The sequence below is a fragment of the Asaia sp. As-1742 genome (genome assembly GCF_011753235.1).
In the GTDB taxonomy this organism is placed as follows: Bacteria; Pseudomonadota; Alphaproteobacteria; order Acetobacterales; family Acetobacteraceae; genus Asaia; species Asaia bogorensis_B.
This window is the reverse complement of the sequence record NZ_VWWA01000013.1, coordinates 1-17,123: the sequence shown is the minus strand read 5'-3', so window position 1 is coordinate 17,123 and position 17,123 is coordinate 1. Positions and strand designations below refer to the sequence as shown.

At 58.1% G+C, this 17,123-nt stretch carries 7 protein-coding genes; 4 read left to right on the top strand and 3 right to left on the bottom strand.

Translation table 11 applies throughout. The features are described from left to right. Nucleotides 1-39: 39 nt before the first annotated feature. Both F3J08_RS14150 and F3J08_RS14145 read right to left on the bottom strand, forming a co-directional pair. Complete coding sequence (locus F3J08_RS14150) at nucleotides 40-1,701, bottom strand: TolC family protein (RefSeq protein WP_166930799.1); 1,662 nt, start codon at nucleotides 1,699-1,701, stop codon at nucleotides 40-42. A gap of 125 nt (nucleotides 1,702-1,826) precedes the next feature. Continuing rightward, nucleotides 1,827-10,601: a DUF4347 domain-containing protein gene (locus tag F3J08_RS14145; protein ID WP_166930797.1), complete on the bottom strand. Its 8,775-nt coding sequence runs from the start codon at nucleotides 10,599-10,601 to the stop codon at nucleotides 1,827-1,829. A gap of 1,203 nt (nucleotides 10,602-11,804) precedes the next feature. Between F3J08_RS14145 and F3J08_RS14140 the strand changes: the two genes are divergently transcribed. The 3 genes from F3J08_RS14140 to F3J08_RS14130 all read left to right on the top strand — a co-directional run bounded on the left by F3J08_RS14140 (nucleotide 11,805) and on the right by F3J08_RS14130 (nucleotide 14,150). Beyond that, nucleotides 11,805-12,095: a type II toxin-antitoxin system RelE/ParE family toxin gene (locus F3J08_RS14140; RefSeq protein ID WP_166930795.1), complete on the top strand. Its 291-nt coding sequence runs from the start codon at nucleotides 11,805-11,807 to the stop codon at nucleotides 12,093-12,095. Then, the gene (locus tag F3J08_RS14135; protein ID WP_166930793.1) at nucleotides 12,085-12,414 is read left to right on the top strand and encodes a HigA family addiction module antitoxin; all 330 of its coding nucleotides are present in this window, start codon (nucleotides 12,085-12,087) and stop codon (nucleotides 12,412-12,414) included. The genes F3J08_RS14140 and F3J08_RS14135 overlap by 11 nt, the downstream gene beginning before the upstream one ends. Before the next feature lie 257 nt (nucleotides 12,415-12,671). Next, the gene (locus F3J08_RS14130) at nucleotides 12,672-14,150 is read left to right on the top strand and encodes a S41 family peptidase (protein ID WP_166930791.1); all 1,479 of its coding nucleotides are present in this window, start codon (nucleotides 12,672-12,674) and stop codon (nucleotides 14,148-14,150) included. 299 nt (nucleotides 14,151-14,449) lie between these two features. Here the strand turns inward: F3J08_RS14130 and F3J08_RS14125 are convergent, their stop codons facing one another. Beyond that, nucleotides 14,450-15,376 carry an alpha/beta hydrolase gene (locus F3J08_RS14125; RefSeq protein WP_166930789.1) on the bottom strand — a complete coding sequence of 309 codons (927 nt, stop codon included), beginning with the start codon at nucleotides 15,374-15,376 and terminating at the stop codon, nucleotides 14,450-14,452. 130 nt (nucleotides 15,377-15,506) lie between these two features. On the opposite strand from F3J08_RS14125, the gene F3J08_RS14120 reads away from it, so the two are divergent. Next, the coding region (locus F3J08_RS14120; protein ID WP_205207041.1) for an ABC transporter transmembrane domain-containing protein at nucleotides 15,507-17,123 on the top strand (1,617 nt) is incomplete at its 3' end.

Sequence of the window (17,123 nt, the reverse complement as noted above, 5' to 3'; positions counted from 1 at the left end):
ATATCCTGTGATCCTGTCTTGTTCAGACGCTGTTGATAATCAGGCGTGCGACGAAGCATCTAACCGCGACAAGTTTTCACCTCTGGGCGTAGTGGCGGGGATAACCGTCGCACCGCGGCTATCAATGGGCGGAAGTGCCGTGGGGGCGTTGATGATCTGTCCGGGTGTGGCGGAACCGGCAGTCGGCGTGGCCGTGATCGACATGTCGGGCAGCGCACCGCTCTTCCATGATGTGATCGACTGTGCGACCTGGGCCGTGAGATGGTCGATGTGGCTCAGATCCGCATTGGCTGGCACAATGTCGAGGCCGACGGAATTATACAAATTTGCAAGCGCGCCATGCGTCTGGGCCAGGGTGCGTGCATAATCGACTTCGGCGATGAGCCCGGCCATTTCGTGCCGGATCATATCTGCGCCCGACTGCGCGCCTGCTTGCGTGGCGCGTGTCGCCACGGTTTCCATCTGCTTGCCGATATCGTCCGTCTGTCGTGCTGAGGCGAGCATGTCCAGGCTATTGAGATATTGCTGAGCGCTAAGATTTGTCTCGGCGATAAGTGACACTGACAATGCGATTTGTCGGGCACGCGAGGCGTCGATAGCGCTGCGTGCCACGGCGATGGCTCTTGGCCCTCTGATGAGGTTCATCAGATTGAATGTGGCACGGACACCGACCTGACCCCAGACATTGTTATAGAGCAGCTTATTGGTATCGTAGTTTTCGCTACCCAGCGCGCCTACACCCGGCGACATGCGTACGATCTGCGCGTAGATGTCCTGCCGGCTGATCTTTTGCTGATAGCTTTCCTCACGCAACTCTGGCCGCATAACAAGCGTGATCTCTTCAAGCTTTGCCATATCCTGAATGGGACGTGCCGTGAGCACCTCGTCAGAAGTCGTCAGCACAACGGGCGTGCCAGGGGCGACATTGATGAAGGAACGCAGTTGGATCTGTGCGGATACCAGATCGTTCCGCATCTGATAGAGCTGACGTAGCAGCTGCATGACATTTTGCTGGTAGTCGAGCAGGATTAGCGGATTTTGCAGATGCCCCTCTGCGGCCCGCTTCGAATTTTCAAGCATGACGCGCGCATCCGCGATCATGGGGTCGATCTTGGGCAGGATGGTCTGAGCCGCCCGCGCGCGCCAGTAAACCTCAGCGGTATTGCGCACCAGTGTATTGATGGCGCGGCGGCGGCGTTCAACCGCAATCAGAGCGCGATAGCCTTGCTGGCGCGCCTGGAAATAGCTTACCCCGATATCCGTCAGATCCCACGAGAACTGCACATCGGCTGTGCCATGCGTGGGAACTTCAGAATAGGAATAGTCGAGGGAGCGCTGGTTTGTAAACTCGTCGATGCTCTCCGCCGAGTTGTTGTTGTTGCGCGTAGTATATCCTGCATCGGCTGCCAGTTGCGGCAGCATATTCGTCAGGGAAAGATCAAGCTGTTTTTCCTGCTGGGTAATCTCCAGCTTCGAGACTTCGATCTGGTAATTATAAGCCAGAGCGCGGGCGATTGCCTGTTCGAGAGACAGCTCGGAGGTGGCGAGTGGTACGTAATGCTTCTGTATCTCGCTCCGGTCATTCACAGCACGCGTGATGTTCTCGTTCATCGTCATGGGCTGCGGCCGGATGCCGCAGGCGGTGAGAGAGACAAGTCCGATCATAGCGGTGCCGCTACGGAACAGGGATTTCAGGTGCATTGTTTTCCTCGAAAATTGGGCGGGTTCAGATCGGATTCGGTCCGTATGTCGGTAACCGGCGGCAGAAGATCTCTCCCCGGCATTCGGGCCGGAGAGATCAAGAAAAGCGGAGGGCCTGCTACGCATTACGAATGCGCTCGGGGCTTGGTAGCTCTATTTGGAATCGGGCGTGCGCCGGACACGACGTGCTGTACCTGACGATGGAATGGACGGTGCCCGTGAGAGTATCCGCTCGCTGCTATTGCCCGGGTTGCCAAGTCGGGGACGCTGCCGAGTAGCTCAAGCATTGGGTCGCGTCCGATCGTGATACGGATGTTGCTCTCGGCAGTGCGCAGTGACTGGTCGCGCGCTTTCACCCTGAGATCCACATATTCGGGTGCCTCCGCAGGGGCGATGACGGTGAAGCTGCCTGTCAGGGGATCGAAAACGATCCAGTCCGGCAGGGGAGCACCGTCTTTTTGCGTAGCGCGCAAGACCAGCGAGGCAACGGGATCGCTGTTGTCAAAGGCGCTGGCAATCGAAACGGCATCCTGCGTCTGGATCATGACGAAGGCCTGGCTATCCGTGCCGCGCAGCCAGCCCAGCGATGCGTCCTGTGGAACATTTCGCTCATAAGGGCCAAGCCAGGCCTGGACGACCGGCTCGGCCAGGGCAGAGGCCGAGAAGCCCTCGCGCAAGGTATCGGTCGTCAGGCGTGGTAGTCCAAAACGTGCACCGATATCTTGGGCGACAGTGTTGCCGATAAGCGTGAGTGTCTGTGCGGAAGTCTGCCCGAAGGGGCCGCTACCGGTGTCGACAAAGCCACCTTGTGCACCGTTCTGCCTGAGCAAACGTGCTTCGAGCGTTGAGCTTCCTGTGTAGCTGCCCGACCCCTGGAACATGATCTGCGCTTCCGCAGGCACAACAAAGGCGTGTTGCGGCGAGACATCGGTCGGGATGACGACCCAGCTTTTGCCGTTGTCGGTGGAATAGCGCCACGTCCCTTCAGAAGGAGGGGTCGGATTGGCAGTTATAACGATACCGCCGAATGGTGCTCCGGTGCTTCCTGTAGGATTGAGTGCAGATTGCTGGTCCCTGCGGTAGTCCGTGTAACGACCGACGAACAGGTCACGCACAGTCTCGCCGTTATCCGATACCGGGATCGAATTATCGCCCGGCGTTAGCTGGGGACGAAGCAGGCTGGCCTCGACTGTCGTGTTGAGCGGTATGGCGCTCAGCGCGACTGCCCCGTTAGGGTCAGGGTTCGAAAGGTCTACATTCTGGACGACAGCATGCAGCGCGTTGCCAGTGAAGCCGGGCGTGATGGGGGCATCATTCGTGGCGATCGGACGCCCGTCAAGAGGCAGGGGCGCGCCGTTGAAATCCGGAGCCGGATAGAACGCCAGAAGGACGTCTTTCGGTAGCACGAGGGCATGGGCTGGATCGATCGATGGCGAGATCGTTATCCAATGCTGCCCGCCATCTGTGGAGTATACCCAGCTGCCTTCGGAAGTAGGTGTTGGATTGGAAACGATGGCAACGCCTGCAATCGGCACCGCAATCGAGCCGGTCGGATTGATCGAGGTCTGCTGCTGATCAACGGCATTGCCGTAGCCTGGTCCGAAGAGAGCGCCTACCGTTTCGCCATGCGGCGCTCCGTCCTGCACGATACTAGGCAGAAAAGCGGTTCCGGTAGCGGTCGGCGCATCCGGCACAGCAGTGACGGTCGTATTGAGATCGACGCTGTTGGCGGAGAGGGCCGTGGTGCCGCCATTGCTGGTGACGTCCACACCCTGCTGGGCGATGCCGCCCTGAGCGATCATGGCACCCGTGGTGGTGCCAAAGACCGGTACGGTGGAGCTGTCGATCAGATGGGCACTCAGCGGCGGCGGTGCGCCGTTGAAGTTGGGGGCGGGAGCAAAGGAGAGCAGCGTATCGGCGCTCAGCACGAGAGCCGCGCTGTCGGAGACGGTGCCGATCGCAGTCCAGGTCTTGCCGCCATCCGTGGAGTAGCGCCACACGCCCTCGGAGGCCGGAGTGGTGTTGGCGGTGACCGCAATGCCGGCGAGCGTATTGGCGACCGATCCCGTGGGGTTGGCCACATTCTGCTGCTGGTCCGTGCTGTCATTAAAGCTGCCGCCAAAGAGCGTGGCGACACTCTGGGCAGGCGGGGTCTGGTCCTCCGTCCCGGCCGGGAGGCTGGCCGAACCCGTGGCGACAGGCGCGTCATTGACGGCAGTGACGGTCGTATTGAGATCGACGCTGTTGGCGGAGAGGGCCGTGGTGCCGCCATTGCTGGTGACGTCCACACCCTGCTGGGCAATGCCACCCTGAGCAATCATGGCACCCGTGGTGGTGCCAAAGACCGGTACGGTGGAGCTGTCGATCAGATGCGCGCTCAGCGGCGGCGGTGCGCCGTTGAAGTTGGGGGCGGGAGCAAAGGAGAGCAGCGTATCGGCGCTCAGCACGAGAGCCGCGCTGTCGGAGACGGTGCCGATCGCAGTCCAGGTCTTGCCGCCATCCGTGGAGTAGCGCCACACGCCCTCGGAGGCCGGAGTGGTGTTGGCGGTGACCGCAATGCCGGCGAGCGTATTGGCGACCGATCCCGTGGGGTTGGCCACATTCTGCTGCTGGTCCGTGCTGTCATTGAAGCTGCCGCCAAAGAGCGTGGCGACACTCTGGGCAGGCGGGGTCTGGTCTTCCGTTCCGGCCGGGAGGCTGGCCGAACCCGTGGCGACAGGCGCGTCATTGACGGCAGTGATTGTTGTCTGAATGCCGACGATATCGGCGCTCACAGCGCTCTCGCCCCCGAATTGGGGTACAGAGTCAAATCGTGCCGTGTTGAGAAGGGCAATTGCCGCACCCGTCAGTGTCGTCGTGGCCTGCTCCGTGCTGTCATCCACAAGATGTGCCTGTAGGGGCACCGGGGCACCGTTGAAATTGGGGGCGGGCGAGAAATCGAGAAGGGCGTTCTTACCCAGGACGAGGGCATTGCCGGATGACACCTGACCGATGGTGTTCCAGGTAGTGCCGCCGTCAGTGGAGTAGCGCCACACGCCCTCGGCAGGAGAAGTTGGATTGCCAGTCACCACGATGCCGGCCAGGTTGGACTCGACCGATCCTGTGGGATTTTGAGGGGTTCTCTGACGATCGGCCGAACTATCGAAGGATGAGGAGAAAAGAGCCTCGACGCTTTTTCCAGCAATCGGTCCGGCATCTTCCGTACCGGCGCCCAGAGCGACGTCGCTGGTCACCTTGGGGGATGTGTGCGTCGCGGTAACAGAGGTGTTCAAATCGACACTGTCCAGCGATATGGCGGTCGTCCCGCCATTGCTCGTAACGTCTACACCGCTTAGAGCGATATTGTTTTGCGCGATAGCGGCGCCTGTTGTGGTGCCGAAGACCGGCACGGTGGAGCTGTCGATCAGATGCGCGGTGAGCGGCGCAGGGACGCCATTGAAGTTCTTTGCCGGTGTGAAGGTCAGCAGCGCGTTGGCATTCAAGACGAGGGCTGACTGGGTCGAGACCGTGCCGATCGCAGTCCAGCTCTGTCCACCATCGGTGGAATAGCGCCACGCGCCCTCGGCGGCTGGGGTAGTGTTGCCGGTAATGGCGATACCGGCGAGGACGTTCGCGACGGATCCGGTGGGATTGGCCGTGCTCTGCTGCTGGTCTGCGCTGTCGCTGAAATTATCGCTAAACAGCGTCAGGACGCTCTCGGAAACGACTGGACCGTTTTCGGTTGAGGGGGGCAGGCTGGCGGGTTGTTGTGACGCAACCGGCGCGTCATTGACGGGGGCCACGGTGACGCCGAGCGAGGATTGGTTGGCGGAAACGGCTGTGGTGCCGCCATTGCTTGTCACATCCACGCCCTGCTGTACGATACCACCCTGGGCGATCATGGCGCCTGTTGTGGTGCCGAAGACCGGGACGGCGGAGCTGTCGATCAGACGTTCCCCGAGAGGCGCGGGCTGGCCATTGAAGTTGGGTGCAGGCGAGAACGAAAGGAGGACATCCCGGCTCAGCACGAGGGCGCTACTATCAGAAACGCTGCCAACAGACTGCCATGTCTTTCCATTATCCGTTGAATAGACCCACTGCCCTTCGGAGGCGGGGGTTGTGTTCGCGGTGATAGCGATACCAGCGAGCGTATTGGCGACCGATCCTGTGGGATTGGCCGCGGTCTGCTGCTGATCGGCAGCGTCGCTGAATTTCGTATCGAAGAGCGACCCGATCGTCTGCCCCGTGGCTGCCGGGCCTGTGTCTTCAGTCCCGTTGGTCAGAACGGCGGTGCCGATAACCACAGGCGCATCATTGACGGCGGCTACCGTCGTGCTCAGCGGGACCGTTCCCGTCGAGATCGCGCTGTCACCGCCCTGATTGGCGCTGATGTCGATGCTCGACTGCGCGACAGTCGAGCCAGAGAGCGTCTGGCCTGTAACAACCCCATAGACCGGGATCTGCGTGGAGCTGTCGATCAGATGGGCATTCAGCGGCGCGGGGGCACCGTTGAAATCCGGCGCGGCCTGATAGGTCAGCAGGACATTGCTACCTAGGATCAGCGCGTTGGTCTCGCTCAGATTGGTCGGGATCGAGATCCAGCGTTTTCCACCATCGGTCGAGTAGGACCAGTGTCCTTCACTGGCGGGCGTCGGGTTCGAAACGAGCGCGACACCGGCTAAGGTATTTGCGACCGAGCCGGTCGGGTTGCTGTTCGTTTGCTGGGCGTCTGCCTTGTCGTCGAAATTGGCACCGAACAATTGTGCGACGCTCTTGACCGGCGATGCCTGGTCTTCGGTGCCACCGCCAAGCGACGTCGTGCCGCCGGCAACCGGCGCGTTATTCAGCGCGATAACCGTCTGGGGCAAAGTCTGAACTGCCGAGGAATACGAAGCGGCAGCGTCCGTTCCGGAACCAAAGCTGCCACCTGTGGGCAGGGAGGCGATGCTGCCATTGGCATGGGCATCGTACTGGTCCCACGCGCGGTAGGCGAGCGCATTGGGAATGCTGCCATTGAAGTTCTGGGTGGTGGGCACGAAGGCCACGCGGGTCTGCGCATCCGCTACGAGAAACAGACCTTTAGTGCTCGAGACGGTATTGGTCTCAGTCGTATTGAAGGCCTGCCAATGGGCCCCGTTATCAGTAGTATAATACCAATTGCCGAACTGGGTGCTCGCATTCGTCACCACCATGCCTAGAAGCGCGCTGGCTGCCCCGTCATGCGTATTGTTCGCGTCGGGATCGGAGACAGTCTGCGCGTTGATCAGGGCTGAAACGAGCGTCCCCACAGCGCCGGTCGGGATGCCCGGCGTGGCCGATTGATCCTCGCTTACCGAGACGAGCGCGACAGGCTTGGTGATATCGAGCACCGGTGAGTCGTCATGAGCGACCACTGCCACCGTCACAGCCCCGATCTGAGTCAGGATATTGCCATTGGTGAGCGTGGTCGTGCGGGTCAGCGTGCGTGTGGCTGTCGAGGGTGTGTCGCTGCTGTCATAATAGCTGAGCGCGGCCACCGCGCTGTTCCACTGCGCCTGGGTGGCGGTTCCGCCTGCAGAAGACAGGGTGAGGGTGTCACGTGTGGCGTCGAAGGCGCCGGTAATATTGCCGGTGTTGGCATTGCCCGTGAACACCAGCTGGTCTTGTCCGAAGGCCGGATTGCCGGTGATCGCCAGAGCGATCTGGCTGATGGTGGCGTTACCTGAGAGAGAAGGTAGTGCCAGCCGGCTCGCGACAGCGGACGGATCGCTGTTGTTCGGCTCGTTAAATGTGACCGCACTGGTCTGAGTAGCTACAGTGTTGAAATACGTGAAAACGGGGGTGCTTGTCTGCTTGCCGCCTGTCCCTTGCGCATTATCAGTCGTGTTGTTGTGATCGTCGATCGTGATACCCAGCTTGGTCTGGACCTGATCGCTCGTGGTGGTCAGATTTGTATAAGTGAGATTGCGCAGGACCGACGTCACGGTCTGGCTTGTCGTCTGCGACGCGAAGGTCAGCGCCAGCGCACCATTCTGCAGTGTGTAGGTACCGATTTGCGTCCCCGAGAGGGTCACATTGCCGTTGGACAGAGAAAGCCCATTCTGGCCACCGAAGACATCGCTCGCGACCGGGGCAGGCGTACTGTCGCTATAACGCTGAATCGTGAGGACACTGCCGCCATAGCTATAGGTGGTGGGGTCCGCGGCGATCAGCTTGTCGAGTTCGGCATCCGATACAGCGACAGCAGAAGTGGCCCCTGTCGCCGTATGGAAAAGTGAGCCGGGGGTACCCGCATTCTGGGTCAGAACCGTGCTTTGATCCGCACCTGAGATAACCGGTGCCTGGTCGGGCAGACGATAGACGATCTCCACATCCGGCAATGTGCCGCCATTCGCCGTCTGCTGTGAAGTCGCCGATCCGGCAGTGCCAGAGGTCACATAGATATTGGTTTCATAAGCGGGCAGATTGCCACTTGATGTCGCGTTGCCAGCGGTCTGGGGGGCAGTAATCGTGACCGTGCCATTAGGGAGACCATAAAATCTGAAATTCCCGTTAGCGTCGGTCTGGGTCGTTTCGGTAACCTGAATCGTGGCAGTGCCGTCAGGTACGCTCAGGCCGGTCTGACCACCGTCGCCAATTTGTGCCCCTGATCCTGAAGGAAGTGTGCCATCTGCACTGGCATAGCCTCCCTGCACTGTATCCGAGCCGGTTAATGTGTCGGCTTCGGTGAGCAGGGTGCCTGTTGATGTCGTGCCGTTCGAGTAATGGGTGAGGGCCCTCGCCTGATAGGTCAGGCTTCCAACCGCACCGGCCGGAAGAATGCCACTTTGGATTGCGTCACCGACATTGAAGGTCGCTGTCGTTCGTCCTGTCTGGCTGTCCCGCATGAAGGACCAGAGCGAGTTGCTGCCACTGACATTCACCAGATCGCCGTTGATTGTCTGGGTGGATGCGTTCGTGATTGTGCCGAGGTTCAGGGTCTGGGTTGCACCGCCTTTGACAGAATAGGTGAAAACGGGGCTTGAGGTGGGATCAATGGTCTGACCGTCGTCGATAGTCTGGGTGATAACCGGCTTGGAAAGCGCGTTATAGTCAGATGTCTGGATGGCTGCGGTATATCGGATCGTGTCATTAGGCAGGACGTAGCCCGTGCCTGTGAGCGAACTCGTAGTGATATCCTGGGCACTGTTTTGTAGGGCGACAGATTTCGCCGTAACGACGGCTTCACTTGTGTCACCATTGCCTGACACCGCAATCGAGCTGCCATTGCCGGAGAGCCAGTTATCGGCACTATAGGTGACGGTAGGTGCCGCGACTTTCGCGGATGCCCCCGAATTGCCTAGCACCGAAGACCCATCCGCATTGCTTTGGGGGACATAGGCTTCCAAAGCAACGCTAACATTGGAGACACCGTTCTGCGCGTGGCTTGCGTCGAGCGATGGAATTTTGACGCTGAATGTCGCCCCATAACCATTATTGCTGGAGACGAGGGTTACTTGGGCGCCGTTGACGGGCGTACCATCGGCATAGACAAGCTGCGGCGTTTGTGAGCCCGGAACATAGATCGTATTCGACGGCAGAGTAATCGTCGTTTCGAAATTCGTGATTGGCGTATTGTTGGATGTTGTCGCCGGGGCGGGCGTGATCGTCGTGGTGTAGGTGATCGGAAAGTCCGACCCTGTCGCCGTTTCGGAATTGTCAGTGGCCGTCGTCGTTTTCGAGGTCGTCTTGACGGTCACAAGTGAAGTATCGCGGGGGTCAGAAACGACTGTGCCCGTAATCGGTGCATCGACAGACGGATTATTCAGCGCATCCTGCCCCAGGTAAAAGCCGCCAAAAGCCGATACAGGCAGAATGGATGAGCCGACTGTCGTTGAAGAGTCGACCGAAAAGTTGGCTTGAACCTGGGCGGCAGGTTGGCCTGGAGAGTAACTACCGAAGGGTAGTTTGGCGAAAACAAGCTGATCACCAGCGGAGGCACCCGAGGGGGCCTCTACAAACATGGCATTCCCGCTGCCGTCCCGAGCATAAGGATTGAGCACACCAAGCTGATCTTGATGGCCTGCCAGGGTGCTGCTGATTGTTGTCGTATCGGTGCTGAGCGCATTGCCGAGATAGGTGAGAGACGACAGTGAGGCGCTGTGGCCCGTATCTTTCGGCACGAGGACTGCGATATAAGGCCCGTATCCGACGGCATTCGTTGCAGCATTGGAGAACGAAATCGTTTCCGCAAATGTACTGCCAACGGGAACGATGCCATCCTCGTGAGACAAGGCAACTGTAGGCTGTGCCTGGTCCAGAACAGTCTGGTATGCGGACACGCCAGAGGTGCCGAATACGTCGTGAACAGAAAAATCGCCACTCTTACTCTCGAGCGTCCAGTCCCCGCCTTCCGCGCTGCTGCCGATAGGATTGGAGCTTGCAGCGACATCGGTATGGGTCAGGTCGTGCAAAGACGTGACGAGGCTTTGCCCGGCAGAACCCTCACCTGTATCGCAAGCCCAGAGAAGTATTTGCCCGTCCTTTGCGAAATGGCCCGACCACGAGGCGATCTGGTCTTTATTCGCCTCGAGCGCAGCGTTATCCAGGCCGCTGCCAAGGGACATTTTCCCTTCACTGCCGTAAGAGATGACGCTGACGGTATCGAGGTTGTCGGATTTTAAGATAACATCCGTGATCTGTTTGAGTGCATCTGATCCAGGTGCGATCTTGATGACTTTTGTGCCCGAGGGCAGGGCATCCGCCAGCATCTGCCAATTGGAAACGCCCGTGTCGATGAAAGCGATGGACTGGCTGGCGCTCGCAGTTTGGGCGGACGCCCTTTCGGCGCCGATAGATGCGTGGCCCGAAGTGTCATGATGCTCGGTAACCGGGGCCGACGAATGGTCGTGATGAAGATTTTGTCCTTCGAAAACTCTACGAGGCTCAAGAATTCTGCGCACGCCGACACACCCTCTCTTGGATTTTTGCAAGGGTTGTGAGGGCGCGGTTGCGCCTCAACCCGACCGCTGAGTCAAAATTGGCGTTACGTCGGTTACATGTTTTAACGTTTCAATCTATTTCCATACGATTAACATGTTGTAATTATGGAAATTAATGAGTGTTCTCAATGTGTTGGATAGTATGAATTATTTCGTTAATCGGAATGAAACTTTTTTGAAATTCGTCAATAAAATCGTTAAATGCCGAATTAGGTCAATATCATAGGCTGACACGGACGGCATCGCATGAGCCCCGAGCTAGACCTGGAATATTAATTTCTTTGAGATAATACCACTTGGATTGAGAGAGTTTTATCCAGATATTTTATTTACATCATGACAAACCATAAGTGTTGGCGATCACCCTGCGTCGCCGATGCTAACGTGGTTTCCATGAAACTGTTTTGACCTGCTAATCCGGTATAATGGCTGCGCGCAGGATCGTTAATCTGGATGGGGAAGATGTTGATGTTACAATTTCGAGAGGGGCTCTGCCTGTCTCCGGCTTGATCACCATCAACCGGGCTGGATTAGATTATGGCCCTGCGCCACCCCAACCCTTCTCACGGAAAAGGATACCATCCAAAAGTCGTACGGTTTGACTAATCATGCTTCGCTGGGGTGGAACGATTATTCTTCGAACTGGTGTTCCAGAGATAGTTCGGAGTGTGCCCATCGCTTCTCGATCCGTCATCCCAGAGTCCGCCGTTCTGCACGTCGTCCTCCAAGGCGGCGGAGGGGGAGGACGTTTGCCTGCCTTTCTCGGTTGCAAGTTGATCGAACACGGGCTGATTATATCACTACTTCCCCATCTAGAAACGAAGAATGTCGAAGCGCATACCGTTTGTTGCGCGCATCAAAGCCGCTTCTCCAGAAATCGAGTCTTTATTGGCGCTTTGCGCTCACCTCTAGGTCCCGTTGGCAAAAGACCTAACACAGGATTTCACGACGGCGAGGTTAGGGGAGGCAAGCCCTTGACGACAGGCTCCAAGGCCCTCGACTCACCGTTCCCCCACCTACTTCCGATAATCAAAAGAGACGGAAGTAGGTAAATGGCGGGGAACAGCCATTTTTTCCGTTCTTCGATCTTATCACCCTAGCCGCCCATGCGCTCGACGTAACGATCATCTTTACATTGTTAATGTAATGCATTACCTTACACGCATGGAGATCGAGAGTATCAGCCACAAAGGCCTCCGACGCTTTTTTGAGACGGGCAATGCCAAAGGGCTGGTCGGCGATGTAAGCCGGTTACGAAAGATGCTCGCCTTTATCGACGCTGCGGAATCACTCGATGAGCTCACGGTGCCTCCAAATTATGGCCTGCATCCTTTGGTCGGAGAGCGGGCAGGCACCTGGTCCATGACCGTCACTAAAAACTGGCGGCTTACTTTTCGTCTCGATGAGCAGGGGCAACTCTGCGATATGGCATTGGAGGACTACCATGGCGCTTAAGATGCATAGTTCGCTCGCAGTCCATGTCGGGGACTGGATCAAAACTGAGCTTCTTGAGCCTCAAGATATCAGGATCAACACTGTCGCCGAGCATCTGGGCGTTTCCCGCCAGGCGATCAGCGCCCTTCTGAATGGAAGGTGCGGACTAACTGCAGAGATGGCGATCCGCTTTGAAAAGGCCTTTGGCGTGCGCGCCGAAACGCTTATGCGCATGCAGAGCACCTTCGACCTTGCCCAGGCCAGAGCGCATGCGAGCAATCTGCATGTTCAGCATTTCGGACTCCCGAACCAGGCAAATACCGTGGAGCGGCGGGTATGAAGCAGCATATTATCATGTAGACAGGGCAGGGGTTTATTCGACTGCCCCTCCCAACTCATCTCGACTGCTTCATTTGGCGTGCGACTTGGGAACGACCTAATGCAGGCGATAAGGAAGAGAGCCGTGCTTTCTTCCAACCTCTCGATCTTTCCGTGCTAGACTGCTGGCCTTCTGAGTATCGTCGCCACGCGTAACGCCCGGCTTGTACGATCCGGCTTAGCCCATGGGCACACGGTGCTGCCCCAATGGAGCTCTATATGCGTCTGCTTCTACCGATTATCTTAAGTCTGCTGACCTCGACGGCATCTGCGGCCGCCTCGTTTGACCGCAAAGCGTGGCAACAAGATTACTCACAGCTCAAATCCGAGTTGGTGGACCGTTACGCTAATCTCGCATGGAAGGCGTCCGACGCCGGCGGAATCGACTTGCCTGCGCTTGATCGTAATACTGCGGCTGCAGTGGCGTCGGCGAATGACGACACCCAAGCGGCCGACGCCATTCGCGCTTTTATCGCTGGCTTTCATGATGGACATCTCTCGGAGTTGCCGTACCTCGCTGTAGCGACGACACCTCCGATCGAGCCCAGCCGGCCTGCTCTTGATCCGGCGGCGCCGATCGAAGGATGCGAAGCGCTGGGATACGCCTCGACCGGATCAGTCGCTTTTTCTTTGCCACTGGAGGGGCTACCCGGCTTCAAGTTGATATTGGACGGGCTTGGCTCGACGTTCAGGGCCGGCACCATCACGCGATCGGGCGTGACGCTTGGTATCCTCCGCATCCAGAACTTCCGTGCCCGGGCCTTTCCTGCCGCGTGTTTGCATGCCTGGGCAGAACTACGGCAGGCTGGCAAAGCAATCACTCCCGATTCAATGCGTGAAGCGGCGGAGTTACGCTGGTTTCATGATATGGCGGCTGAGATCAGGGCGCTGCGTCACACCGGGGCCACGGCCCTTGTCGTTGATATTGGCAATAACAGCGGAGGCGACGATAGCGGAGATTGGACGCCCCGTCTCTTCACTAACAGGCCGGTACGATCCGCACGGCTTCTAATGGCAGACGCATCCGATGCCGGTCGCTACTTCGCTGACGAGATCAGAGATATTAACGAAGCGCTCGCCGCCACTCAGTCGCACGACGCCAAGGCTGCGCTCACAGATGCACGATCCTTTTTCTCCCAGCAGACCGCGGCGATTGGTGAGCATCGTTGCGACCTGTCATGGGTCTGGCGCGAACAACGCGCCTGGTCGCCGACGAATTGCAATCGGCTACTCTCTGCGGGCTATGCTGGGGGCTACTCCGCTGGCTTGGCTCGAAGTGCGCTAGGCGACAGCAAAGCTGCAGCCGCTCTTTCTTCTGCATCCACAGTTCAGTCATTCTTTGGCAGCTGGACCGGGCCGACTTACGTTCTTGCCGACCAGCGCTCCTATTCGTCGGCTGAAATGTTTGCAGCCGTTATGCAAGACAACCGGATCGCGAAGCTTGTTGGCAATCGCACAGGTGGAGATGGGTGCGGCTTCATGACGAAAAGCGACCCCATCATCCTTCGACATTCGCGTCTTCGTTTCCGAGTGCCGAATTGCATGAGATTACGTGCGAAGGGTGCAAACGAGGAAGCTGGCATTGTGCCCGACATTTCCGTGCCACCAACCGAAGGCGAAAGCGAACGGGCACGGGCCGAACGGGCTTTACTGGCGATCACCAACGATCTGGCAGGCGCTTCTCGAAAACCCCACTAGGCGCAGATTTTGGCAAGAATTGGCGTTCACGCTTCTCGATCCCAACTAGAAGAGCTTATGGCAGCGGCCCAACCACAACTTACTCGTTATCGCATACGCGATTCTGTTCTGCTTGTTGCTCTCGAGGTAACTTTCCAATTCTCGCGTCGCAATTGTCTGCGTATCGCACTTACTTCTGATAATGTACGTTAGTTATCGGAAGTGGGTGGAGATCTCGGAAGGAACGCGCGTTCAATCACGAGGCGGGCACTTGGAAGAGGCGTCAATTTAATTTTGATACAGGTCCGCCCACAAGAGGGCTAATTCCCGATGTTCGCACTACCGATGGTCTGGGCAAGGAACGCTTTCAAGCAATCTCGGTAGGCAGCGCTTGTAAGACGGCAGATATCGATGTGATCACCATCCGGGATAAGCATCAGCTTCCCTCCGCCTTTCGCGGCATCATACAGCGCGCGCGTTTCGGTAACCAAGGTCGATCTGTCCTGTTGGCCGCCTATGATCAAAACGGGGCCCGGGTATTGAGACAATGCTCTTACTGGCGCCAGCCGTGAGGGCGAAATACCCAGGCGCAGCAAAGCTTGAAGACTCAGCAATGGCTCGAGCAGCGTTGCGGCCAAGCTCGGGGTATATCGGGCGATCCGATTTCTGATCGCGTGGCGTATGTCCGAATATACGCCTTGCAAGACGAGAGCATCCGCAGGAATAGGGCCGGCTTCTCCCAGAAGGCAGGCTGCACCCCCAAGCGATATACCGACAATGCAAACGGGTGCATTTTCCTGCCTTTTCCTCAGCCAATCGAACGCTGTCCCTACCTCCATGGCTTCCCTGAGACCAAACGTGCATGGCGCAATCGTCGACTGGCCATGTCCGCGGAGGTCGATCGTAAGCGTTGCGTAGCCGAGGCTGGCCAACCACATTGCATTCGCGGCAGTGGCTTGTCGTGAAGCTCTGAAGCCATGCAAAAGAAGGACAGATGGCGAACGGCTGTGTCGACCCGGTCTGAATGTCGCCGCGATGGTTATGCCATCCAGGCTCTCAAGGTCGAAATCTTGCGATGGGGATGAGGCGGGATCGACAAAGGTTTCGCGTCCACGGGTCATGAAAGAGCCGACAAACCAACTGGCAGTCAAACCAGCTGCAATTGCAGCCGAAAACCCTATGGCGAAATTGCCTCCCTGCACCCGCACGGGTCGATGCTGACATCTTAACTTCAAAGCCACCATCATCTTGTTCCGCGTTGTTTGCGCCTGAGTTTATCGGAAAATTCACTTTTATGTCTTTATGTTGCAGTGCAGGATACAGCAACGTTTTGACATGAAGTAGAGGGTTCATGCCCTTCAATGTGAGGGTAGGGTCATGGATGGCATCACCGGAATAGATCGACGCCAGTCAACGATCGGAAAATCCGAAGATGATATCCGCACAATCACCGAATTCCTGCGTCTGCAGGGACTTGGTGCGGAAGAAACCCAGATCCGCAATGCTCTGGGCGCTGCATTCACCATCCCTGAGGTCATCCGGCTCCTCAAAGATTCTGGACTGAAAGCAGGCTTCAGGCAGGTCCGTGCGGATCGTCTGGCCCGTATCCCTCTGCCGGCGCTTGCCGTGATGCGGGACCAGAAGCTGTGCATGATAGTGCGCTTGCTTGAAAGCCAGGTGCTTACCTTCGACGCCGCGCAATACCGCCCAGCGGTGGAGCAGATCGACGATTTCCTAAGCCGATGGAGCGGGGTTGTGATCCTGAGCCGACGCAAGGCGACCATCCAGGACGCTGAACGGCCTTTCGGCATTGGCTGGTTCTTTGTCGTGATGCACAAATACCGAGGCATTCTCGCCGAGGTTCTGGCCGGATCCTTCTTTTTACAGATCTTTGCCCTGGCTACGCCCTTCGCTTTTCAGGTTCTCGTGGACAAGGTTCTCGTCAACCGGGGCACCAGCACGCTCGACGTCGTCATCGCCGGTCTCGTCACGCTTGCTGTCTTCGAGGCCGTTCTGGGTGGATTGAGGACCTATCTATTCGCCCATACGACGAACAGGGTCGATGTGGAGCTGGGCGCCAAGCTGTTCCGTCACCTGCTGGCTCTCCCTCTTCCCTATTTCCAGTCGCGGCGGGTGGGCGACTCAATCGCACGGATCAGGGAGCTCGAAACCATCAGGCAGTTCCTGACCGGTTCGGCCCTGACCCTGCTGATGGACCTGCTGTTCACCTTCGTGTTTCTGGGCGTGATGTTAACCTATTCGATCAGCCTGACGCTGGTCGTGATGGCCTCCATCCCTGTCTATGCTTTCGTAAGTCTTGTCGCGACGCCGCTATTTCGCGTGCGGCTCGAGGAAAAATTCCGTCGGGGCGCCGAAAACCAGGCCTTCCTCGTCGAGACGGTCAGCGGGATCGAGACGGTCAAGGCCATGGCGGTCGAGACCAGGCTACAGCAACGCTGGGAAGAGCAGCTGGCGGGGTATGTCGGGGCCAGCCAGTCCGTGACCTCGATCGGCACGGTAGCGACCCAGCTCATCCAGGCGACCGGCAAGCTCGTGACGGCCGGGACGCTCTGGCTGGGCGCTCACCAGGTGATGTCGGGCTCCCTGACCGTTGGAGGCCTGGTCGCCTTCAACATGCTCGCAGGTCGTGTCAGCCAGCCTGTGCTGCGCGTCGCTCAGATGTATCAGGATTTTCATCAGACGCGGCTCTCGGCCGAGCGTCTGGGGGATATCCTCAATACACCGACCGAACGAGGCGGTCGCAACGGCATGGCGCTGCCGTCTCTGACGGGGGCGGTGACGTTCGAACATGTGAGCTTCCGGCATCGGGTAGATAGTCCTCTGGTTCTGGAGGATATCTCCCTGAGCATACAGCCCGGGGAGATCATCGGCATCGTAGGATCATCGGGCTCTGGCAAGAGCACGCTGACCAAACTGCTTCAGCGGCTCTATTGTCCCGAACGTGGTCGCGTTCTCATTGATGGCCTAGATATC